25 protein-coding genes are annotated in these 22379 nt (G+C 49.7%); 11 read left to right on the forward strand and 14 right to left on the reverse strand.

The window, feature by feature from the left end:
- Positions 1-163: 163 nt before the first annotated feature.
- From nirJ to gltA, 12 genes are all read right to left on the reverse strand, one after another.
- Positions 164-1315: a heme d1 biosynthesis radical SAM protein NirJ gene (gene nirJ, locus V2P20_RS08010; protein WP_331817704.1), complete on the reverse strand. Its 1152-nt coding sequence runs from the start codon at positions 1313-1315 to the stop codon at positions 164-166.
- Between the two features lies 1 nt (position 1316).
- The gene (locus V2P20_RS08015) at positions 1317-1811 is read right to left on the reverse strand and encodes an AsnC family transcriptional regulator (protein WP_331817705.1); all 495 of its coding nucleotides are present in this window, start codon (positions 1809-1811) and stop codon (positions 1317-1319) included.
- Positions 1812-1813: 2 nt separating this feature from the next.
- A complete protein-coding gene (locus tag V2P20_RS08020) occupies positions 1814-2257 on the reverse strand; it encodes an AsnC family transcriptional regulator (RefSeq protein ID WP_331817706.1) in 444 nt (147 codons plus the stop codon).
- A complete protein-coding gene (locus V2P20_RS08025; protein WP_331817707.1) occupies positions 2250-2759 on the reverse strand; it encodes an AsnC family protein in 510 nt (169 codons plus the stop codon). The genes V2P20_RS08020 and V2P20_RS08025 overlap by 8 nt, the downstream gene beginning before the upstream one ends.
- Positions 2752-3210: an Lrp/AsnC family transcriptional regulator gene (locus tag V2P20_RS08030; RefSeq protein ID WP_331817708.1), complete on the reverse strand. Its 459-nt coding sequence runs from the start codon at positions 3208-3210 to the stop codon at positions 2752-2754. The genes V2P20_RS08025 and V2P20_RS08030 overlap by 8 nt, the downstream gene beginning before the upstream one ends.
- A 4-nt stretch (positions 3211-3214) precedes the next feature.
- The gene (locus tag V2P20_RS08035) at positions 3215-4378 is read right to left on the reverse strand and encodes a cytochrome D1 domain-containing protein (protein ID WP_331817709.1); all 1164 of its coding nucleotides are present in this window, start codon (positions 4376-4378) and stop codon (positions 3215-3217) included.
- Positions 4379-4460: 82 nt separating this feature from the next.
- Positions 4461-4766 carry a cytochrome c gene (locus tag V2P20_RS08040; RefSeq protein WP_331817710.1) on the reverse strand — a complete coding sequence of 102 codons (306 nt, stop codon included), beginning with the start codon at positions 4764-4766 and terminating at the stop codon, positions 4461-4463.
- 6 nt (positions 4767-4772) lie between these two features.
- Positions 4773-5084, reverse strand: a complete 312-nt coding sequence (locus V2P20_RS08045) for a cytochrome c (RefSeq protein WP_331817711.1) — start codon at positions 5082-5084, stop codon at positions 4773-4775.
- Entirely contained in the window at positions 5084-6664 is a 1581-nt protein-coding gene (locus V2P20_RS08050; protein ID WP_331817712.1) for a cytochrome D1 domain-containing protein, read from the reverse strand. Before V2P20_RS08050 ends, V2P20_RS08045 begins: the two co-directional genes overlap by 1 nt.
- 55 nt (positions 6665-6719) lie before the next feature.
- On the reverse strand, positions 6720-7637 hold the full coding sequence (locus tag V2P20_RS08055) for a sulfite exporter TauE/SafE family protein (protein WP_331817713.1): 918 nt from the start codon (positions 7635-7637) through the stop codon (positions 6720-6722).
- Between the two features lie 2 nt (positions 7638-7639).
- Complete coding sequence (locus tag V2P20_RS08060) at positions 7640-8350, reverse strand: MBL fold metallo-hydrolase (protein ID WP_331817714.1); 711 nt, start codon at positions 8348-8350, stop codon at positions 7640-7642.
- A 362-nt stretch (positions 8351-8712) separates the two neighbouring features.
- Positions 8713-10011: a citrate synthase gene (gene gltA / locus V2P20_RS08065; RefSeq protein WP_331817715.1), complete on the reverse strand. Its 1299-nt coding sequence runs from the start codon at positions 10009-10011 to the stop codon at positions 8713-8715.
- 1167 nt (positions 10012-11178) lie between these two features.
- Between gltA and V2P20_RS08070 the strand changes: the two genes are divergently transcribed.
- The 4 genes from V2P20_RS08070 (at position 11179) to V2P20_RS08085 (ending at position 14248) form a co-directional block, all read left to right on the forward strand.
- A complete protein-coding gene (locus tag V2P20_RS08070) occupies positions 11179-11352 on the forward strand; it encodes a hypothetical protein (RefSeq protein ID WP_194969754.1) in 174 nt (57 codons plus the stop codon).
- A gap of 143 nt (positions 11353-11495) precedes the next feature.
- Positions 11496-11861 (forward strand): hypothetical protein, encoded by a 366-nt coding sequence (locus V2P20_RS08075; RefSeq protein ID WP_194969753.1) that lies wholly within the window; start codon positions 11496-11498, stop codon positions 11859-11861.
- Positions 11862-12659: 798 nt separating this feature from the next.
- Positions 12660-13157, forward strand: coding sequence for a 5-(carboxyamino)imidazole ribonucleotide mutase (gene purE, locus V2P20_RS08080; protein WP_331817716.1), 498 nt, complete (start codon positions 12660-12662; stop codon positions 13155-13157).
- Positions 13154-14248, forward strand: a complete 1095-nt coding sequence (locus V2P20_RS08085) for a 5-(carboxyamino)imidazole ribonucleotide synthase (RefSeq protein ID WP_331817717.1) — start codon at positions 13154-13156, stop codon at positions 14246-14248. Before purE ends, V2P20_RS08085 begins: the two co-directional genes overlap by 4 nt.
- Before the next feature lie 70 nt (positions 14249-14318).
- Here the strand turns inward: V2P20_RS08085 and nhaR are convergent, their stop codons facing one another.
- Positions 14319-15227: a transcriptional activator NhaR gene (gene nhaR / locus V2P20_RS08090; protein WP_331817718.1), complete on the reverse strand. Its 909-nt coding sequence runs from the start codon at positions 15225-15227 to the stop codon at positions 14319-14321.
- Positions 15228-15464: 237 nt separating this feature from the next.
- On the opposite strand from nhaR, the gene V2P20_RS08095 reads away from it, so the two are divergent.
- From V2P20_RS08095 to lpxD, 3 genes are all read left to right on the forward strand, one after another.
- Complete coding sequence (locus V2P20_RS08095; protein ID WP_331817719.1) at positions 15465-15809, forward strand: HPF/RaiA family ribosome-associated protein; 345 nt, start codon at positions 15465-15467, stop codon at positions 15807-15809.
- Between the two features lie 221 nt (positions 15810-16030).
- A complete protein-coding gene (locus V2P20_RS08100) occupies positions 16031-16540 on the forward strand; it encodes a DUF2380 domain-containing protein (protein WP_331817720.1) in 510 nt (169 codons plus the stop codon).
- Between the two features lie 129 nt (positions 16541-16669).
- Positions 16670-17710, forward strand: a complete 1041-nt coding sequence (gene lpxD, locus V2P20_RS08105) for a UDP-3-O-(3-hydroxymyristoyl)glucosamine N-acyltransferase (RefSeq protein WP_331817721.1) — start codon at positions 16670-16672, stop codon at positions 17708-17710.
- A gap of 198 nt (positions 17711-17908) precedes the next feature.
- Here the strand turns inward: lpxD and V2P20_RS08110 are convergent, their stop codons facing one another.
- The gene (locus tag V2P20_RS08110; protein ID WP_194970533.1) at positions 17909-18103 is read right to left on the reverse strand and encodes a hypothetical protein; all 195 of its coding nucleotides are present in this window, start codon (positions 18101-18103) and stop codon (positions 17909-17911) included.
- Between the two features lie 370 nt (positions 18104-18473).
- On the opposite strand from V2P20_RS08110, the gene pap reads away from it, so the two are divergent.
- The 4 genes from pap (at position 18474) to V2P20_RS08130 (ending at position 22367) form a co-directional block, all read left to right on the forward strand.
- Positions 18474-19961, forward strand: a complete 1488-nt coding sequence (gene pap / locus V2P20_RS08115; RefSeq protein ID WP_331817722.1) for a polyphosphate:AMP phosphotransferase — start codon at positions 18474-18476, stop codon at positions 19959-19961.
- Between the two features lie 211 nt (positions 19962-20172).
- Positions 20173-20724 (forward strand): hypothetical protein, encoded by a 552-nt coding sequence (locus V2P20_RS08120; RefSeq protein WP_331817723.1) that lies wholly within the window; start codon positions 20173-20175, stop codon positions 20722-20724.
- Positions 20725-21136: 412 nt separating this feature from the next.
- Positions 21137-21523 (forward strand): DUF4398 domain-containing protein, encoded by a 387-nt coding sequence (locus V2P20_RS08125; protein ID WP_331817724.1) that lies wholly within the window; start codon positions 21137-21139, stop codon positions 21521-21523.
- Between the two features lie 145 nt (positions 21524-21668).
- Positions 21669-22367: an OmpA family protein gene (locus tag V2P20_RS08130; RefSeq protein WP_331817725.1), complete on the forward strand. Its 699-nt coding sequence runs from the start codon at positions 21669-21671 to the stop codon at positions 22365-22367.
- Positions 22368-22379 lie beyond the last annotated feature (12 nt).

Genomic DNA, 22379 nt, shown 5'->3' on the forward strand with positions numbered 1-22379 from the left:
AACTTTCCGATTCGTCGATGAAGCCAGCGCTTATGCAGGGGCGAATTTACTTGTGCCCTTTGGGTATTCGCCCTGGGCGACTGCCAACAGTAGGCGCTCCAGGCGAAGTCGCTCCCCACACTGTTGTTTGTCAAAATTCAGGAAAGTTACTTCCCGCCTTATCCTAAGCTAATGCAGAAGGCCCGATTTCTTCATCAGTCAGATAGCAACCCGGATCTTCAGCCCAGGCATTGCCCGATGTCTGCTGGGCCCTGACCCGGGTGTTGCCGTTGCAGATGCGCTGGAAATGACAAGTTGCGCAGCGGCCTTCCAGCGGTCTCGGGTTATGCTTAAGTCCGGCCATCAACGGATCGGAGACATCCATCCAGATTTCAGAAAAAGGGCGCTGTCTGACATTGCCCAGATCGTAATGCCACCAGAATGTGTCCGGGTGTACATTGCCGAGATTGTCGATGTTGGCTACATTGACACCGGAGGCATTGCCGCCCCATTGCTCCAGCTTGGCCTTGATATGGTCGACTTTGTCGGGGAATTTCCGGGCGACCCAATGCAGAAAGTAGACGGCATCGGCATCGTTATTGCCGGTGACGAATTCGCGGTCCTTGCCGGCCTTGAGCCATTCATAGCTGGTCTCGAACAGCAGGTCCATGGCGGTCCGGGTCATCTGGAAATGCGCGTCATCCTTACGGTTTCTATTGCCGCGGCCGCCGTAGTTCAAGTGCGACAGGTAGAACTTGTCGATATCATGGTCATCCATCAGATGCAGCAAGGCCGGAAAATCTTGATAATTGTCCTGCGTCAGCGTGAAGCGGATGCCGACCTTGATGCCTTTTTCCAGGCACAGCTGCACGCCGCGCAACGCCTCGTCAAACGAGCCCGGCATGCGGCGGAATTGGTCGTGCGTGTCCTTGATGCCGTCCAGGCTGACGCCGATATATTGATAATCGATCGCGGCGATTTCATTAATATTGTCGGCCGTAATCTTCGTGCCGTTGCTCGACAGTGCGACATAAAAACCCATGTCCTTGGCGCGGCGCGAAATATCGAAGATGTCGGGGCGCAGCAACGGTTCGCCGCCCGACAGGATCAGTACCGGCACTCTGAAAGCCTTCAGGTCGTCCATGACCGTGTAGATTTCCTGCGTGCTCAATTCGCCGGGAAAATCAATATCGGCCGAAGTCGTGTAGCAATGCTTGCAGGCCAGGTTGCAGCGGCGGATCAGGTTCCAGATGACGACCGGGGCGGCCGGCTTGCGGGCCGGTTTTATCGGCGTCGGGGTAATCAGTTCCCGCATGTAATGGCTGAGTCTGAACATGTTATGAGTCTGTAGAATCGGATGGGCGGCTGCGAAAACCGGTTTTTTTCAGGATTTTCGTGCTGTACAGCACATCGCAGCCGCGGTTACAGTCGCCGAGCAGATCGGCAATTTGCTTGATTTGCCTGTCAACGTCGGCTTGGGTTTTGCCATGCACCATCGCAAACAGGTTGTAAGGCCAGTCGGGCAGATGCCGCGGGCGATGGTAGCAATGGCTGACGAACTCCAGTTGCCCGACTTGCCGGCCCAATTCGTCGATTTTGTCATCGGGTATGTCCCAGACGGTCATGCCGTTGTAGTGGTAGCCCAGCTTATAGTGGTTGGGCACGGCGCCGATGCGGCGGATGACGCCGCTGTCCTGCATGGCCGACAGGCGTGCCATGACCTCATCGGCAGTCAGATTCAGTTTTTCGGCAATCGTCTGGTAAGGCTCCGGCGTCAAAGGCAGGCCGGCCTGTGTGGCCTCGATGATTTTGCGGTCTGTGGCATCGAGCATGATCAGGCCTCCAGCTTCAGGTTGACGAAATACTCTTTTATTTTCGGCATGTTGTAGACGGTCAGCCCGGTTTGGCGCTCTATCGCGTCGATGGTCTGCTGGACCTGTTCGGGCGTCTCCGTGGCAATCACGAACCACATATTCAGAGTGTGGCGGCGCGCGTAGTTGTGAGCCACTTCAGGAAAGGCATTGATGATATCGGCGATTTCATTGAACCGGTCTTCAGGCGCTTTAACGGCGGCCAGAGTTAGCGCCCCGCCCATCTGTTCGGCGTTATAAAGCGGCCCGAAGCGCGTTAATATACCGTTGGCGCGCAGGTTTTGAAGCCGGGTCAGCAGTTCGGCTTCCGTGATATTGAGCGTCAAAGCGACTTGCCGGTAGGGCGCATCGCAAATTGGAAAACCGCCTTGCAACGCATTGATGATTTTTTTGTCCAGATTATCCATGGGCTGCTTCCGCGTCAGCTACAGTTGCGATGTTTTTGTAGACAGCGCCGCGCTGCTTGAAGCAGCGGCGGCTGAACAAAATTTCATGGTCAAAACCCGCCAGACTGCAGACGTCGGCAAGCTGTTCGAGTTGTTGTAACACCGTGGCTCTGTCCTTACCGTGGATCATGCAAAACAGGTTATAAGGCCAGCCTGGCCGTCTCGGGCGCTGATAGCAGAGCGTCACGAACGGAAACCGGCTCATGCGAGCGCCCAGTTGCTTGACTTGATCGTCGGGTATATTCCAGACAACCATGGCATTGGCGCGGTAGCCCAGCTTCCGGTGTTTGACGATAACGCCCATGCGTTTGATGAAGCCCTGCTGTTTCAGTCGGGCCAGGCGCTCGATCACTTCCGATTCGGGCATGCCGCAGCAGCGCCCGATTTCGGCATAAGGCCGGGGGCAGACGGGCAGGCCCGTCTGTATGCGCCCCAGCAGTTCAAGATCACGGCTGTCAATCATTATTCAGGTCCAGCTTAAAGCCTAAATCGATAAAAAAATCATCCAGCAAGGGCAGTTGCATGACTTTGTAAGAAGTTTCCTGTTCGATGGCGTCAATCACGTCCTGCAGGTGGGCGGCATCGGAGGCGATGATGACGAACCAAAGGTTGAACCGGTGCTCGCGCTCGTAATTGTGGTTGACTTCCGCATAGGCGCTGATTTTGTCGGCGACTTCCTGCAGCCGCTCTTCAGGCACGGCCATCGCGGCCAAGGTACTGACACCGATGTGGTTGGGCGGAATGACAGGTCCTATGCGGCTGATAAAGTGGCTGTCATGCAGATCGTTCAAAGCTGAAATCACATCATCCTCGGTAACACCCAGCGTATCGGCAATGGCTTGATAGGGGCGTTCCGTGAGCGGGAAGTCATGCTGGAAATCGTTCAGCAACCGCTTGTGCAAAGACGTCAGCATGGCGTTACAGGCCTATCTGGTGCGCTCGCGAACTGAAGAAAATGCCGCTGGGCGTTTTTGCCGGCAGGCGGGCGATTTCGGCAAGTGTTTCGGTATCGTAAACAACCAGCTGATTGTCGTCCCGAACCGCCACCCAGACCTGTTCGCCGCGCGGCGTGAATTCCATGTGCAGGACCGCTTTGCCCGGCGTCAGGGTTTTACTGATGCTCAGGTCCTTGGTATCAATGACCTGTACCAGGCTGTTATCAGGGAAGGCAAAATTCACCCAGATTTGCCGGCCATCGGGCCTGGCCCTGACGAAAACCGGCTGTCCGGCTACCGGTATGGCTTTCACCAGTTGCCATTGGCGTTTGTCGATCACCAGCACTTCGTGTTTGCCGATGGCGGGCACGAGCAGATAATCGCCGGCAATGGCCCAGCCTTCAAGATGAGGCATTTTATAGACCGGCAGTTTTTCATCGGTTTTACCGTATTCCGGCAGTATGTGTTTGGCGCCTTTCGAAGTGTCCCACAAGTCCAGCAAGGCCAGACCGGGCTCGCCGAACAGGCCGGCAATGTAATAACGACCGTCCGGCGAGATCAGGGCGTCATACGGCTGCTTGCCGATATTCCTGAATTTCTGCACGTTGGGCTGTTTCGGGTCTTTAAGGTCCAGCACCCAGATTTCGCCGGCATCGAACAGACTGAAGACGAAGCGCTGTCCGGGCGCGTCAACGATGCCCACCACTTTGGACAACTTGCCGTCGTCATATTCGGCCGGGATATCGGCCATCAGTTCCAGCGTGTCGGAAGAAAAAACCTTGACGCCGCCGGGCGTGTAATTGGATACGGCGATAAAGCGGCCATCCTGAGAGATAGCGCCGCCGATGCTGTTGCCGGCCTGAACGATGCGTTTGGCGATGGCATCATTGAGCAGGTCGACTTTGGTCAATCCGCCATCGCGGCCGAAAACATAGGCATAGCGCTCGTCGCGCGAGAAGACGACCGAGGCGTGCGATAAATCCCCCAGTCCTTCGATTTCAGCCAGCTGTTTGTGCTCAGTACTGTTGATGATCAGCGTCTTGCCGTTTTCGCGTTGAATAACGACGCCTAAATCGCCGGTAGCGCGCGGTTCAGCGATGGCGTTGAGGGAAAATGCGAGGCCTAGAATGGGGATTAGCTTTTTCATATGAATAATAATAGTGCGCTTGCGCACCTTAAAGTTCTGGACAAGGCAGGATGCGCGGACGCATCCTGTTGCTTCGTATGGATTAATGCTCGGGATTGCGTAAAACTTTAACCAGCCAGAGCGCTTCATCGCGGTTGATAAATTGTTGCCAGGGCGGCATGGCTGTGCCTTGGCGGCCGTTAAGAATGGTATCGGCCAGAAAATCATCCGATTTCCCGGCCAATGCCTCAGGCAACAGGGCAGGGCCCAGGCCGCCTTTTAACGTCAAACCATGACACGCGCCGCAATCATGCTTGAGCATATTGCGGAGCGTGTTTTGCCTGTCTGTTGACGGTTCGCCGGCAAGTGCTGTACCGGAAACCCATATTAACAGCAGCAGTTTTCTCATGCGTACTTACGGTTTCAGCTTTGCATAATAGGCAACTACATTGTCGATATCGTTATCGCTCAATGAGCCGGCAATATTATTCATGATGTCCGATACGCGCGTCTTGTCGCGGTATTGCTTCAGTGCCGATTTCAGATACTCGGCATCGCGTCCGGCCAACGGCGGAAAAGGCGCGCCGGAGGACGGAGTTGTAACGCCGTGGCACTGTGCGCAGGTGGAAGCCGCAATCGCGTGGCCCGCATAGATGCTTGCCGCACTAGCGCTTTGGGCGACGGCCAGACCTGCGATCAATACGCTGGAGAGAGCAAATATTCTCATTATTTCGCCCCTTCCATTTCATCCGGAGAAAGACCGCGAGTCATGTATTTAACACGGCCGTGCGAGAAAATACCGGCCGGGCTTTCCATCCGGACAGAAGCGACTTTTTTCAGCGAGTTGGAATCATAAACTACGACTTCATCGCCGCTGTAACCGGCGCTGACATACAGGAATTTGCCGTCTGCGCTGTATTCAGGGAAGTAGGCATGACCGCCGACATCCAGCGTTTTAGCAACTTCCAGCGTTTTCTTGTCGATCAGCTGCACAGTGCGCGCGCGTCTGTCTTTGCTGATGATGTCCACGGCTACGTAAGGCGCGTTAGCATGTGCGGCCGGTGATTCGGTGCCGCCGGACACAGGAATCTGCTTGACCACTTCCATGGTATCCAGATCCCAGACGCTGACGACCGTTTTGTCGCAATCGCCGAAGTTGGTGCCGAAGCCCAGCGTGCGGCCGTCAACCTTTACAGCCGAACCGCCGCCTACGTGCGGCACGCAGCCCGCTTCCAGTTTCTTGATGATTTTGCGGTCTTTCAGGTCAATCGCGGCAACGATGCTGTCGTCATAGGAAGCGATCATCAGTTTGCGGCCGTTATGGGTCAGGAACGCGTCATGCAGGTGGCGGCCGACATCGGTGATCTTAGTGACAGGGAAATCCTGATCTTTTTTCAAGTCCACTACCCAGACCTGGCCGGCATTTTCCAAGGCAATGGCGAAAATGTCGTCATAAGGCGTGCCGATGACCATGCCGGAATCGGAAGTCACCATTTTGCCGTCCGGATCGACGCCTTCCAGTTCAAAGGTTTTCAAAGGTTCCAATGTGTCGGCATCCAGAATGACGGCGTTGTGCGGCACGAATGAGCCGGCCATGATGTATTTGCCGTCGCGCGATACGCCCATGCCCGGTCCGTTGAAGCCGGTCTTGACGCTACGTACGGCCTTCATGGAATACAGGTCGATTTTGTAAATTTCCGCTGTGTCGGTTTTTACGTAAGCCCAACGTGGATTGGCAGGGTTGTAGTCGATGATGTGCGCCGCTGTGACGGTTGGGACTTCGCCGATTTGTTGATGCGTCGTGCTGTTGATGAAGACGGCCTTGGAGCCTTCACCGCGTCCGTATTTGCCGCGCGCCGCCACGCCGATGACATCATCCATGCTGCTGATCTCATAAGTCGGCTTGTCAGGCAGTGTGCTTTCGTCTTTGACGTAGACTTTCAATGACGATTTTATATCGTCAATTGTCCAGGCCGGGTTATCCAGCTTGGGTGTTTTTTGCAGATGGCTGACCAGGCCTCGGATCTGGTCGTCCGTCAAACGGCCGTAAAACGGAGGCATCAGCGTGTCGAAGCTTCCGGTCATGATCACAGTGCGCAAAGCGGTAGGGCTGCGGCCTTTCAGGGTATCGGCATTCAATGCCGGGGCCAGATAGCCGCCGTGATCGGCGCCGTGACAGCTGGCGCAGTTGTCTTGATACAACTGGTGCATGTTGTCATCGGATTTCGCCTGTACGGCTAAAGGCAAAACGAGAGCCGTTAAACCGGCAATGACTGATTGGGACAGAAGCTTTTTTGTGTTTTTCATTCTCTAAGGACTCCAGGTAGTATTGAATCAATATTATCCAATAAGTATAAAAAGCTCAAGTTTGATTACGATCATTGTTTTTTTGCAATGTGTGTGTCCAGAGCCATAGCCGGTAAGACAGCATAATGACCAGAATGGTCGAAGCGCCAAGAATGAAGTCTTGATGACGGATGACGAGGGCTTTTATCTGAGCCATCATTGGCGGGTTGATTTCGCGATAAAGCAGAAAACAGCCTAGGATAAAAACGAGTATGCCAAAGCCGCGTTTTAAATGCTGGCCGGGGATCTTGCCGGACAAACTGCTGCCGATAAAACTGCCGATAATGGCGAAAGCTGAAAACAGTGCCGTTATGAATAGGTCGATGGTCATGTGGCTGGCGTGCCCTGCCAGGGCCGCCGAGGATTGAATCACCATAATGAACAGCGATGTGCCTATGGCGGCGTGTATGGGTAAGCCCACCAGATTATTGAGAGCCGGAACCATCAGGAAACCGCCGCCTACTCCGATCAAGCCCGTCACTGAGCCTACCAGAAAGCCGTCAAGCATCAGCGCTATGAGCGGCAAATGTTGAGGACAGGGCTTCTGTAAAGGTAGTCGGTTGGGTTGTAAAGGCTTAGGTGTTTTTTTACTGCGCAGCATCGACAGTGAAGCAGCCAGCATAATGACTGCAAACAGCACCAATAGCAGCGAGTCCGGAACATAGGCCGCCAGTCGGCCGCCGAGAAAGGCGCCGATCATGCCGGTCAGGCCAAAGGCCAGCCCGGCCGTCCAGCATACCTTGCCGCGGCGGGCATGGTTGACGACAGCTATCAAACTGGTCAGGCAGACGACGATTAACGATGTGATGATCGCGTTTTTAGCCGATAAGCCGGCCAGATAAACCAGAACCGGCACGGTCAGTATTGAGCCGCCGCCGCCCAAAAGGCCCAGCAGAACACCGATCAATAGGGCAAGCGCAATTAACACCAGCATCGTTAGCCTTGTATGACTTGGCTTTGTTTATCCAGCTGTCCGCAAGCCTGATTGGCAGGCAGCGCTTCATCAATATATTTAGGGTAGGCCAGATTCAGGTTCGCCATGATTTTGATAAATTCATCGCGCGTCTTGCCGCCCAAACGGGCATTGGTCGCTATTTCCTGTTTAATCGTGGACACGGTCTTGCCGTTGTAATCATGGCCTGGATAAAGCAGGGTGTCGGGCGGCAGCGTGAAGAGTTTTTGTGTAATGCTGTCATACAGCATGCCGGCATCACCCTGCTGGAAGTCGGTGCGTCCGCAGCCATTGATAAATAACGCGTCACCGGTAAAAACACGGTCTCCGATCACGTAACTGACGCAGCCTGCAGTATGGCCCGGTGTATGGAGAACAAGTATTTCAACCTCGCCGACCTGAAGCGGCACGCCGTCGGTGACCAGCAAATCGGCGCACATGGCGCCGGCATCGCGGTGCACGACGCTTTTACTGCCCAGCGTGTCTCTCAATTGACCGGCGCCGGTGATATGGTCGGCATGGACATGTGTTTCCATCGTGTAGATCAGCGTTAATCCCAGTTCATTCAAAAGCGCGGCATAACTATCCACTTCGCTTGCGACAGGATCAATCAGAACGGCTTTTTGAGTGAATTCGCAGCCGATGAGATAGCTGTAGGTGCAAGTGTCTGGTTCAAAAAGTTGCTTGAAGATCATAAGGTGAACCTATATATTTAAGTAAATAATAAAAAGCTAATATATTATAAAACAATACCTACCTGCATTCGATAATACTTTTAAAATTAGACTATTCTGTAGGCTTTTATTTCATTGGAATAATCCGATGCGGACTGGTTTGGAAATTGACCTCGGCTTGCAGTCAATGAAAGGCAGGGGCCAGATAGTCCAGATGCAGATAGGAATTCGATGCTTTGCAATGGCTTAGCTGAATTTCAGTTTCTCTATGGAGCCGGTCATAGCCGCCTGACAGTCATATGGACAGAAACGATGAAACGGCGGCTGATAAGGTGTTATCAGCCGATATATTTACACAGGCATTGAAGCCATGTATTTAATGTTTAACGCGCAGCCATAGGGGGAACATCGCGCCTCGTTTGTCCGACATAAAGCTGTCTGGGACGGCCGATTTTCTGTTCCGGGTCCGATATCATTTCATCCCAATGCGAAATCCAGCCTACGCTGCGTCCCATGGCAAACAGGGCCGTAAACATATTGCTGGGGATGCCCAGGGCGCGGAGCACGATACCTGAATAAAAATCGACGTTCGGGTACAGTTTTTTCTCGATGAAGTATTCGTCTTCCAGCGCAATGCGTTCCAGTTCCAGCGCCAGCTTGAACAACCTATCGTCATGCAGTCCCAGTTCGCTAAGCACTTCATGGCAGGTCGCCCGCATCAATTTGGCGCGCGGGTCGTAATTCTTGTAAACGCGATGACCGAACCCCATGAGTCTGAACGGATCGTTTTTATCTTTGGCTCGTTTGATATAAGAATCGATATTCGAAACATCGCCTATTTTTTCGAGCATATTCAACACCGCTTCATTGGCGCCGCCATGCGCGGCGCCCCACAGACAGGCAATTCCCGAAGTAATGCAGGCATAGGGATTGGCGCCGCTGGAACCGGCGAGGCGTACCGTCGACGTGGAGGCATTTTGCTCATGATCGGCATGCAGAATCAGGATTCTGTCCAACGCCCTCACCAGAATCGGGTTGGGGTGAAATTCCTCACAAGGCGTGGCCAGCATCATGCGCATGAAGTTTTCTACATAAGTCAGCTTGTTTTGCGGATACATGAACGGCAGGCCGATGCTGTACTTATGGCTCATGGCCACTATAGTGGGTATTTTCGCGATCAGGCGGATGGCGCAAAGGTCGCGGTCTGCCTTGTTATTGATATCTAAGGCATCATGATAAAAAGCCGATAAAGCGCCGACTACGCCGACGATGATGGCCATCGGGTGGGCATCACGGCGAAAGCCTTTAAAGAAATTGGTCAGTTGATCATGCACCATCGTATGCTTGGTAATGGCATTTTCAAACTGCTTCAATTGATCATCGTTCGGCAGTTCGCCGTTCAACAGCAAATAGCAAACTTCCAGAAAAGTGCATTGTTCCGCCAATTGTTCGATGGGATAACCACGATACAACAATATGCCGGCTTCACCATCAATATAGGTTATCTTGGAAGAACAGCTGGCCGTCGAAGTGTAGCCCGGATCATAGGTAAACATACCTGTGTGTTTATATAGCTCCTGAACATCGATGACATCGGGCCCCGTAGTGCCTGATAAAACAGGCAGCTCACAGATGGGCTGAGTCTCCTCATTAACTAGGGTAACTCTGCGCTGGTTAGTCATGGTACTGATCTCCATTATAAAAATGTTACTTCATGACGGTATCATAAAGCTCAATAATGTTTAAACAGAAATTACATGCCCAGCTGTTTGACCTGTTTAAGGAATGATAATTCGAAATGCGGAAGGATAATGCTCAGATGAAATGCCGTTTACTGAGGAAAAAATAATAGGAGACTATCTCGTCTTCTCACTGCCCAATGCTGAAATTAAGGGATAAAAACTGTTTTAGTGAAGGCTGTGAAGTATGGCTAAATTTCAAATAGGTAATTGAGTTTTCTTTGTATGGCGAGATTGCCGTAATTCCAAGTAAACCGTAACATAAAACCGATAAATAAAATGATTGAAGCCATAAGCATGCTCAAAATAAAGCTGATAAACACGATAACAGCCAGTAAGCCAAACAAAGCGTTTTTGCAGAAGTCATACATTGGAAAGCCTCACCAAATTAGTCAAAATTTACTATTTGTGCCGGTCTAACAGTGCGGATCAATTCGCACCTACACCGCAGCTGCATCGCAATAAAACCAAAACAGCACAGAGATCAATTCGTGCGTGACATCAGATGCTTAAGGTAAATCTCCAAACTGAAGCTCCAGCGCTATTTAAAAAGAAACCGGTTTCCAAACTTAAAGAGTAATTAACAGCCGTTTTAGTTTCATTCTCTTCATGGATATAAACTGCGCCAAATACATATTTTTTAAAAAATCACGCCAAACTGTAATTGAACAAAGCATGAGGAGCCGAGATCCCGGTAAGGAAAAGATAACTCTATCTGTCTCCCTCAATTGCAAAAGTCAAAGATTTAGCCCAAGTAGATCATCGCTCTGAAGGTGGGTCTAACCAAGATTGAGTTCATGTAGTATTGATTCGATATTTATTTGACAGTAGGCTTGGGCTTTCCTATAGTATCGATTCACTACCAAGTGAGAGGGTATTTATGAGGGCGGTAATTTCCATCATGTCTTACTGGTTAGAGCAAAGCAGAGTGTGACTAATGCCAATGATCGTGCAATATCAGGATGAAAACGTTCTCTTTGCGGAAATTACTGAAACATAAATAAAAAGATGCTTCAAGAATGATATTGGTTCCGGTACAGGTTAAATTTCGGAGCTTTTTCATTAACTGTGACGCATCCACAGACAACTGATAAATATAAAGGTGCAAAAATGAACGATGAATCACAAACAAAAGATAAATTCTGGCTGTATGTTGGCGGCATAACATTTGCCTTATTGACGGTTTTGATCCTGGTTAAGAAAAGCGAGGATGATAAGTTTGCTCCGATCAAAGAGCAAATACAAGAAGAAGCCGCCCTTATGAATATTCGCGTTTTAAACTAAATCCTTGGTGCGCAGGATGTTTTAGTGATCCCCGTCTGCTGTTTTCTGCAGTAAGGCGGTATGTCATGGTCTGAAGGCAACACAATATAGAAGATATAGCGTATCAACGATCGCTTAAAATAATAAATAATGAGGAGAGAATTATGAAACTTAACTTGATAGGCCTAGTGGCGGCATTATCGCTTTTTTCAGGCGGCGCATCGGCGACGGAGTATGTTTACAGGGATCTTATGGCCAATACGCTGCCTTCTGCAAAGTGCGAAGCAAAATCTGCGGCGATTGAAACTGCCTCGAAGCAATATAATGTAAACAGATACAGCAAGAAGTTCTGCCAAACACAAGGATATGGCTGGCATGTCGAGGAAGTGAAAAATCTTGGCACGCCCGTCTGTGAAGAATGCACGGATGGCGCCAACAAAGGCTTGGCTCAATGTCATTTGGAAGATATGGTCGTTACCTGTAAACGCATTAAGCCTGGTTCAGTAGGCATGTTACCCGGAAAAGGCTAACAATACAGACGAATGGCAAGAGATCCGGATGGATCTCTTGCTCATTCTGGCGGTATAAATCGGGCGCTGCTTCAGCACTCGTTTTTCAGATAGCTTTTGAAAGCTTTGTCATCTTGAAAAGGACATGGCTTTCTTGCAAGCAAGCGGTGTCGCGCTCTGTGAACCCAATCTTGCCAAAATTTTCTCCAGACCGGTCAGCAAATAGATAACGATAAAAACCACTGATTCCAGATATAGGCACAGTAAGTAACAACCTTATTCGGATGCGCATAAGGTTCAGCGAGCTTAGGTTTCGTATCTTAATTACATCAAGGAACAGTATTCCAGCTCATTACCAGAAAGCGATAATCAGGTAAAAAGCGTTGCGTACAATTGCAGGGTTATTTTGAAATAGCCAGATAACGAAGAAAAACTTCGAAAATACCGACTCCTCCAGTTGTTGTTGTCGTCGCAGTCATGCCGTTTCGTTTGATCAAATCCGGCAATTTATAATATTTCTGAGCAACCATAAACATTAGCATAACGCAATCAAAAACCTATGCCTGTCCAACATGCAATACAGTTGAGGCATGGCCCAATTGGGCTGTCATCCAAATTCAATGATTAGAAAATCTTCGTCGTATTATTTCTTGATATAGTCATAACGAACTTCCTGAGCAATGCTATTTATCAATGCTGGTTTATAGGCTGTGCAAAAACTTAAGAAACATCGTTGTGGCATTTGTGCGATAATTTAAGGTTTAATTATTCATAGGACCGGTTGTGTCCGAATTATTCTGATATTGAAAGGAGTAACACATGACAGCACTGGTTGGCATCATTATGGGCTCGACCTCTGACTGGGAAACCATGCGCTTTGCTGCGGAAACGCTTGATCGGCTGAAAGTGCCGTATGAGGCTGAAGTCGTTTCGGCGCACCGGACGCCGGACAAACTGTTTCAATATGCTGAATCAGCAGAAGCCAAAGGCCTGGAAGTGATCATCGCAGGCGCCGGCGGCGCCGCGCATCTGCCCGGCATGACAGCGGCGAAAACCGCCATTCCTGTTTTAGGTGTGCCTGTACAGTCTAAAGCATTGAACGGCATGGACTCCTTGTTATCGATCGTTCAGATGCCTGCCGGCATTCCGGTCGGTACATTGGCTATCGGCAAAGCAGGCGCCATCAATGCGGCTTTGCTGGCGACGGCTATTATCAGCAATAAACACAACGAATATCGTACGGCATTAAACGACTATCGATGCGAGCAGACTGAGACAGTGCTTGAGCATTCGGATCCTCGGGAGGATATGGTATGAAAGTAGGGATTCTTGGAGCCGGGCAGCTGGCGCGCATGATTGCGTTGGCGGGTTATCCGTTAGGGCTCGATTTTATTTTTCTGGACCCATCGGCCGATGCCTGCGCCAACAAACTGGGCGAGCATCTGCATGGGGATTACAGCGATCCTGCCTTGCTCGCGCAGCTGGCGGAGCGTGCCGATGTCGTCACTTATGAATTTGAGAATGTGCCGGCACATGTCGCCGAATTTCTGGCGGCGCGGACCCAGGTGCATCCGGCCCCGAAGGCGCTGGCGGTTGCTCAGGACCGGCTCATCGAGAAAAGTTTTTTCCGCGAAATCGGCATTCCGACTCCGGCTTTCGCGGCTGTGGACAGCCTTGAAGATCTGAAACAGGCCATGCCGACCATCGGTTGGCCGGCCATTTTGAAAAGCCGCACCCTGGGCTATGATGGTAAAGGCCAGTCCGTGCTCAAGTCGGTTGACGACCTGGAGCCGGCCTGGGAATCGCTGCAAGGCGTGCCGGCTATCGTTGAGGCTTTTGTGCCGTTCAAACGCGAAGTGTCCATTATTGCAGCACGCAACGTTTCAGGCGCTATCGCTTTCTATCCGTTATCCGAGAATTTGCATCGCGGCGGCATTTTGCGGGTTTCGGAATGCCGCGATGGCGATGCGCTGCAAAAGCAGGCTGAATCTTATGTTTCTACGTTAATGGAAGCGCTGGATTATGTCGGCGTGCTGGCGTTGGAACTGTTCGACGTGGACGGCAGTCTGGTCGCCAATGAATTCGCGCCGCGCGTGCATAACTCCGGCCATTGGACAATTGAAGGCGCTGAAACCAGTCAGTTCGAAAATCATCTGCGCGCCATTCTGGACCAGCCATTAGGCTCTACGGCACCGGTCGGCAAGGCAGCTATGGTGAATTTCATCGGCGGCCTGCCGGCTGACGACGATGTTTTGAAGATTCCGAACGCGCACCTGCATCTCTATGACAAAGCGCCGCGGAAAGGCCGCAAAGTCGCCCACGCGACAGCGCGCGCGGAAAATTCAGAGAGGCTGTCAGACCTGGTTAGAGCATTAACAACGCTCGCCGATCAGGTTGATGATTCGTAACTATCCGGTCTCTTGCCGGTTGGGCGACAAAGCCGCAGCCGGCAAGATTCCTCACGCAGGGCGAATCCATTTATAAACCTGCCGTGCCGCGGGCCAGCCAGCCTCGGGCTTTGGCAGTAATGGCCGTCACGGCCGGATGCGATACTTTTCTCAACATCGAAATGGCGTAGAACCGAACGGTTAAATCTTCCGCCTCGCCAATGGGAATAACTTCGCATTTATCTTCTATTTCTTCTTTGATGGCCGTCGGTAAGGCAAAAATGCCGATGCCGGCCTGGCCAAATTTCTCCATCAGTGCGCTGTCATCAAACTCGCCGGCAATGCGCGGATGAATATGCCGTCTGTCAAACCATTGCTGAAGCTGAGCCCTTATTCCGCTGGCGTTGCCCGGCAATAACAACGGAGCCTTATCAAGACAATTCGGGAATGCCTGCTCAAACGTGTCTGCCAATTTCGGTGCGGCAAAAAAAGTCAGTGTCGACTCTCCAATCGGTCGGCAGAAGCCTCGGATATTAGTATCTGCAGGTACTTGGTTGTCCGAAATGACCAGATCCAGCTTGTGCTGGTCCAGATCGCCCAGCAGCGAGTCAAGATCGCTTTCATGGCAATTGATGCGTACCAGGGCAGGTATATGCAAGGCTGGCTCCAGCAGGCGATAGGCGATGGATTTAGGCACGACGTCGGCAATGCCTACATTGAATGTCAATACCGGTTCGGTAGGCCTATCGTGAACTATGCTCTCCAATTCGCTGCCTAGCGAAAAGATTTCATCGGCGTAAGTTAAAACTCTGTGCCCGGTATCGGTGAGCTCGAGATGGCGTCCTACACGGTCAAATAAAGCCACACCTAGCGTTTCTTCCAGTAAACTTAGTTGCCCACTGATCGTTTGCGGTGTCAGATTCAAACGCTCGCTGGCTCGGGCAATGCTTTTTTCCTTGGCGACCATCCAGAAGTAATGGAGATGCTTGTAATTAATCATAAATATTGCTCAGTTAATGCTCTGATTCCAGTCAATTAGAACATGATCACTAAATAATACTCGAATGATTTTTTTTTATATTCAACAAATTTGATGCATTGGCAGATGTTTGCTTCTTTAAAAAAGCATAAAAGTTCGAGTATTTCGATCAATTAATAAAAAATATCCGACTTTTTATTTGGTACAGTAAGAGGTAAGTTAAAAGCTCATCTGGTAATACTCATGTAGGAGTGCAGTATGCAAATTGATATTCAAGCCCGAAACTTTTCCTTGACCGAATCCTTGAAACGTTATGTCGTTAAACGCATCAATAGCGCTTTAATCAGCAGCAATGATTCCGTCCAGCGCATTATCGTACGCCTTTCCAGTGATAATGGCCTCAAAGGCGGAACTGATAAACGCTGTCATATTCAGGTAGTGATTCCGCATCAATCAGATGTAATTATTGATGATGTTGAGGAAAACATGTATGCGGCTGTTGACAATGCGACCGATCGAGCCGGGCGCACTGTTACGCGTCATGTGACTAAACATCGCAAATTCAAACGCGTATTAGATCCAATTGACTCAACTGCTGCGTAGAGTTTATTCAATTCATAATCATTCTATTCGACTAAAGACACTAACGCGCTCTCTCCATTCGGGAGAGAGCCATTAGCAGCACCTCAGTCCACTGCAGCATTAATCAAGCTTGGGCAGTCTAACCAATTTGCCGAATCAGTTTTAACCAGGCCTGGACTGTTGATTTACCGTATTTATCCAGATCATCTCTTTAATCCAATTCATAATCCGGAGGAGAACGCATGAACTTTCGAATACGACAGTTGATCGTTTTAGCGGCTTTATGCCTGGCGAGTCTGAACGGCTTTGCCGGGCAACGTATCGCCGTTTTGGATTTCGAGCTGAAGGATCTGACCCTGGCGCCAGGCATTCCTTCTGAAGTCGAACGTACGGCCGGCATAAAGGCCATGTTGGAAAACGAGCTGGTGAAAGCCGGGTATGAAGTCGTGCCGGTAAGCTTGGAGGCTCAGCAAAGCGCTAATGCCGGTGTCGGGTATCTTTTCGATCATGATGATGTGGCGGCCAAGCTGGCCATACAGGCTGGCGCCGACTATATATTGGTCGGGCGTCTGCATAAGCCCAGTTTCCTGTTTGTCTATCTTATGGGGCATTTGGTTAGCGCGCGTGACAGCCAGTTAGTAGGAAACTACGTTTCAGAGATTAAAGGCAGCGATAAAAAATTGACCTTAAAAGGTGTGGAGGATCTGGTCGTTAAAATCGACAAAACACTGAAAGCAATAAAACAGCCTTGAATACCGAGGAATTTTTTCTATCAAAAAGGCATTTTGTCATACTGAATTATAAGTTTTTGCTAAACTATTCTTTTCAGTAACTATGTGCCATATAGTTTGGCGCTATAACTAAATAATAGCAGGGACAATATGCCGGTTATATTAAAAGAACTTGCCGATTTTTGCGGAGCCCGGATTGAAGGAGGGGACGCATCGGCATTAATTCATTCTGCAGCGGATATTATGACTGCACAAAGCGGACAGGTCACTCAGCTGACTAACAGCCGATATGCCGCGCATATCAAGGATTCGACGGCTTCCGCCTGTTTTATCGCTGAAGGTTTCGCTGTTGAAGACGTTCCGCCAAGCATGGCGTTATTGGTTTGCGCCGATCCGGAGATCAGCTTTATTAAAGCGGTTGAATTGCTGCACCCTGCCAAAAGTTACTGCCGGCAAATCTCGCCACAGGCTGTGCTCGAAGATAATGTCGCATTAGGCAACGAAGTGTATGTCGGGCCATACGCCGTTATTGGGGAAAATGCGGTGATCGGTGATGGCAGTGATATCCTGGCTGGTGCGTATATCGGTAGAAATACAAAAATAGGCAAGAATTGCCGCATTCATCCGTATGCAATCATCTATGACGACGTGGAAATAGGCGATAACGTCATCATACATTCCGGTGCGGTTATTGGCGCTGAAGGGTTCGGTTACAAATTCCGCAACGGCGCTCATGTTAAAGTGCCGCAGGTCGGCAATGTCGTTATCGAAGATAACGTCGAGATCGGCGCCAATACCTGTATCGACAGAGGCGCATTGGGCAGCACGATTATCGGAATGGGCAGCAAAATAGATAATCTGGTGCAGATCGGACATAACAACAAAGTCGGCAAACATGTAATCATGTGCGGTCACGTTGGTGTATCCGGTTCCTGCACGATTGAAGATTATGCCATTCTGGCCGGCAGTGCAGGCGTTGCCGATCATGTCACGATCGGACGTGGTGCTGTGGTTCTGGCGCGCTCGGGCATAGCCGGCGATGTTAAAGCCGGGGCTCAGGTATTCGGCAGTCCTGCCAAAGATAAGAAAGAAGCCTATAAAGAACAGATTGCCATCAGCAAACTGCCTGAGTTATTAAAGAAAGTGAAAGTCCTGGAAGAGAGACTCAGCCTTCTTGAGAAGGATGAATAGCCGATACGTTTTAGGGAATTTAAAGGTGAACGAATATTGCCGTTGAGGGCGCTCATTGAGGAGGATATCTCTCCAGCAATGTCAATATTTCTGATAGGTATATTTGGAAGAGGATACTGTTATCTAGCTTAATAACAGTCCTGAACATACCCCCTCGCAGAATATATGCGAGGGGGTATAGCAGTTATCTTTTACAGATTATTCTGCTTTGTTGCTAGTTGCTTTTTTTCTTGCGTCAATTTGCTGGAAAGTTTCTTTTTGAAGCTCAGCTACGGCGCCGCTTTTCAAATGCTCAGTTTCTCTGCTTTTGAGCATGACAACTAATACGATAGTTAAAACGATGATTCCGCCGATATACAGCCAGAAATTATCTCTTTGTTGTTCTTCAGCCATTTTTAAATCCTCATATAGTTATTGTAGTAATGATTTTTTGTCCCCTCTCCTCAAAGGGGTAACTCAGTAATTATTTTAATCACCGAATCAATCGTCGAAGTTTTTATAAACGACGGGTTAATTTTTATCACGAGATAAGGTGTTGTGTCAAAACTAAAATGAAATTATCTTGATTGCTAGTTTTTTGAGCTTACGCAATTAGCTTGTTTATTCGTAAATTTCTTAATATTTTATAAATAAAATATTGATAATAAAGAATTTTATTTTTTGATTTCGCGGCATGCATAAAAGCTGTCGTAGCGTATTGTTAGCATGAGATGGCGTACGGCTGGCTAAAAAATCACAGTGGCGAGGCAGAAGGAAGGTCAGAATGTTTGAAAAAGTCGGGGAACCAGGCCATACCTTGAAGAAATCCGATTATGATGAGCAACTGCCTGAGCTGAGAAGGCAATTACTGGTAGTTCAGCAGAAACTCAGGCAAATGGACTTTCCTGTCATTATCCTCATATCGGGCGTAGATGGAGGCGGCAAAGGCGAGGCGATCAATTTGCTGAACGAGTGGATGGATCCGCACTATGTGCAGACCAATGCTTTCGATGATCCCAGCGATGAAGAGAAAGAGCGCCCCGAATTCTGGCGATTCTGGCGCACCTTGCCGGCAAAAGGCGCCATCGGCATTTATACCGGTTCCTGGTACAGCGAGCCGTTATCGCGGCGTATCCATCGGGAAATCAACGATGAACAACTGCAGACTGAACTCATGCATATCAGACAACTGGAGCAACTGCTGATAGATGATGGCGCTTTGATCATCAAATGCTGGCTGCATCTTGGCCGGGAGGCACAGAAAAAACGTTTGAAAAAACTCGAAAAAAATCCCAAAACCAGCTGGCGGGTAACCAGCCGCGATAAAAAGCATCTGGAAACCTATGACGAGTTTATCAGTGCGGCTGAAAAAGTGCTGTCCGGAACCAGCACCGGCATATCGCCGTGGCTGATCATCGACGGTACGGACAAGCATTACCGCCGCTTAGCGATAGGCCGGTACGTGCAGGACAGCATCAGCAGGCATATTGAACAGAGAGATGCAGACAGGGGAGGCATCGAAAAGCCAGCCGCACCCGGCGTCATTAACATTGCGCAGCATAATCTGCTTGATACGCTCGACCTGACGCTTAAACTGGAGGAGAAAACCTACCATGAGCAACTGCATTTTTACCAGGGCAAGCTGAGCAAATTAGCAAGGCTGGCGCGTCAGAAAAAGCGCTCCAGCATATTAGTCTTCGAAGGCTGGGATGCCGGCGGCAAAGGCGGAGCCATCAGGCGCTTGATCCATGCGCTGGATGCGAGGAACTATCGCGTGATTCCTGTTTCCGCACCCACCGATGAAGAACGCTCCCGGCATTATTTGTGGCGATTCTGGCGCCATATCCCAAGGGCCGGCAAAATCACGATTTATGACAGGAGTTGGTACGGGCGCGTGCTGGTTGAACGTGTCGAAGGTTTTGCGGCAGAATGTGAATGGCAGCGCGGGTATTCGGAAATCGTCAACTTTGAGGAAGAATTGATGCGTGCCGGCATCATTATCCTGAAATTCTGGCTGCATATCGACAAGGATGAGCAACTGAGACGGTTCCAGTCACGCGAGCAGATCAGCTATAAACAATACAAAATAACCGATGAAGACTACCGCAATCGCGAAAAATGGGCCGCATACGAATTGGCCGTCAATGAAATGATTGTTCGGACCAGTACCCAGACAGCGCCCTGGACATTGGTTGAAGGCAATGATAAAAAATACGCCCGCATCAAGGTGCTGAAAAGCTACTGTGAGAGGCTGGAATCGGCTTTGGGCTGAAAGCTGCCTTTTGAACACAGTTCAAGGCACTTATGATGCTCGTTTAAATCACTGGCTGCATCTGATAGAAAAACACCAACAGGTTTGCGTAAGCCCTGAATGTTAAAAATACCGCTCAGCTTGAAGCTGAATATTCATCTTAAATTCAGGTTAAAGGGCTAGATTTCGAGTTAAGAACAACAAAAATCAACCCTCAATTACGGACTGTGCCATGGCTCACAATATCCGATTCATTGCATTATTATTTATCTGTTCCTCAATAGCCCAAGCGGATGTATTCAAATGCACCGATCCTCAAACCAAGGGAGCCCTGTATCAGGCGAAGCCTTGTGCCGGCGCTGCCGTCGAGCAGCGGATTGAGATGAAAAACCGTAGCGCAGCGGAAGAAGCTGCGGCGGCCGAAAGACTGCGCAATTGGCAGGCTAGGAAGGCGGAGGAAGAAGCGTTGAAAGAGGAAATTGCGAAAGAGCGATGGGAAGCGCATTTAAAAGCCGCTGAAGTTGAAGCCGCTCAACGCAATGTGGCAATCCAGCGGGAGCTGGTACGGACACAACAGAGACTGGCCGATGAGATGAGCAGGCGGCCTGTGATTGTTCCGGTCCAGTCTGACTTCAGCCCGGCAAGCGCTGATACGAGGGTAATACAGGTGGACCAAGGCGCTAGGCAAGGGCCGGTGGCGATTCCGCCTCAGCCTGGCACAGGCCCAGTAAGAGTTGGCACGAACGCAAAACGGGCGAGCCAATGGGGCACGGCAGGCCGATGAGATAAGCAGATGCATCCAGGCAGAGTTCCGGTTCTGTTACCGCTTTTGGCCTTGCCTTCTTGAAAAACAGATCAATTGCCTGTTCCGTAATCCCATAACCGGCTGGCTATGCCGGTTTTTTGTTCCCAAAACTCGACAATAGTTCATTGCTGAATAACAGTAATTACACCTGGCGCAAGGCAATATCGGGATTACAAACATGAGCTATGGTCACAGCAGTTTTCAGCCGGCAATAAAATCGCGGCAATATCAAAGCATTACGATAAGTACTCATACGAATTTTATCCAACTCTTTTCTGAGTATAAATGAATGTATGCATGTCATGAACCGAGGGAAACATATGGATTGATGTTCAGCATTCCCTCCCTTCATCTGGAAATTTTTCTAAGCATGAATTTAAGGAGAATATCAATGACACATGAATCCTTACAATTTAACCCATTTAAACCCCTGTTACTGCTGTCCATTGCCTTCCTGCTTGGCGGCTGTGCAGGTAATCCTCCCAACGATAAAATGGCAACTGCACAGCAGTCGTTTAACCAGGCCAATGCGGATGATGGCGATAGGTATGCTCCTTTAGAAATGCGGGTTGCTCAGGAAAAATTGAGCAAAGCCCATGCGGAAATGCATGATGAGGACTATGAAGAAGCGGCAGCACTGGCTGACGAGGCAATGATTAATGCCAAGCTGGCTTCCGCGAAAGTTAATGCTGCCAGATCCACGGCGAAGCTGGAAGAGTTAAAGAAAAGCATTAGTTCATTACGCCATGAAATAAGGATTGAAAGGCAGATGCAATAAATGGCGGAACGTAGATAAACCCTCAAACGACTGTTCTTGAGCGTTAGGTAGTTAACCTTGATTAAGGAGTAACACTATGTCAACTAGAAAGCGGAATGCAGCTGCAGTTTATTGTAAGGCGGGAATTCTGATAGGCGCTGTACTCATGCTGGCAGGGTGTGCTACAGAGCCGCATAGAGGATTAGAGGAGGCAACACAGAATCTGAATCGGGCAAAGCAGGATCCGAAAATAGCCAATAATGCGCAGGTTGCCTTGTATGACGCCGAGCAGACTATTAATAGAGCCCATGAAGCCTGGGAAGAGGATGAAGATGAAGAATATATTGATCATCTGGCGTATATGGCAAACCAGCAAATAAAGATTGCCGAGGCGAACGCCCAGGAAAAGATAAGCAATGATGAGTTCGAGCAGTTAAGCGGTAAGAGTAAGCAAATGCAGTTGGATGCCAGGACAAGAGAGCTTACGGACTTGAAGGCTCAAACCCTCACCTTGGGCGATACGCTCTTTCAGACAGGTCAAGCCGATCTCAAGCCAGGGGCATCGCAGAATCTTTACCGACTGGCATCCTTTTTAAAAGAAAATCCCAATCGGAAGGTCGTCGTTGAAGGGCATACGGACAGTGTCGGCTCAAGCTATAGAAATCAGCGTTTGTCAGAGATGCGCGCTCAATCCGTGGCAAACTTTTTAATTTCCAACGGCGTGGAAAGTTCGCGCATAACGGATGTCGGGTATGGTGAAGAGTACCCTGTTGACACTAATAGCACCTCATCCGGACGTGCAAATAACCGGCGGGTGGAAGTCGTTATCATGAATGAAGGCGAAGAGCCCAGACTGAGACGTTGATGATCTGAATGA

The sequence above is a fragment of the Methylobacter sp. Wu1 genome (genome assembly GCF_036553575.1).
GTDB lineage: Bacteria > Pseudomonadota > Gammaproteobacteria > Methylococcales > Methylomonadaceae > Methylobacter.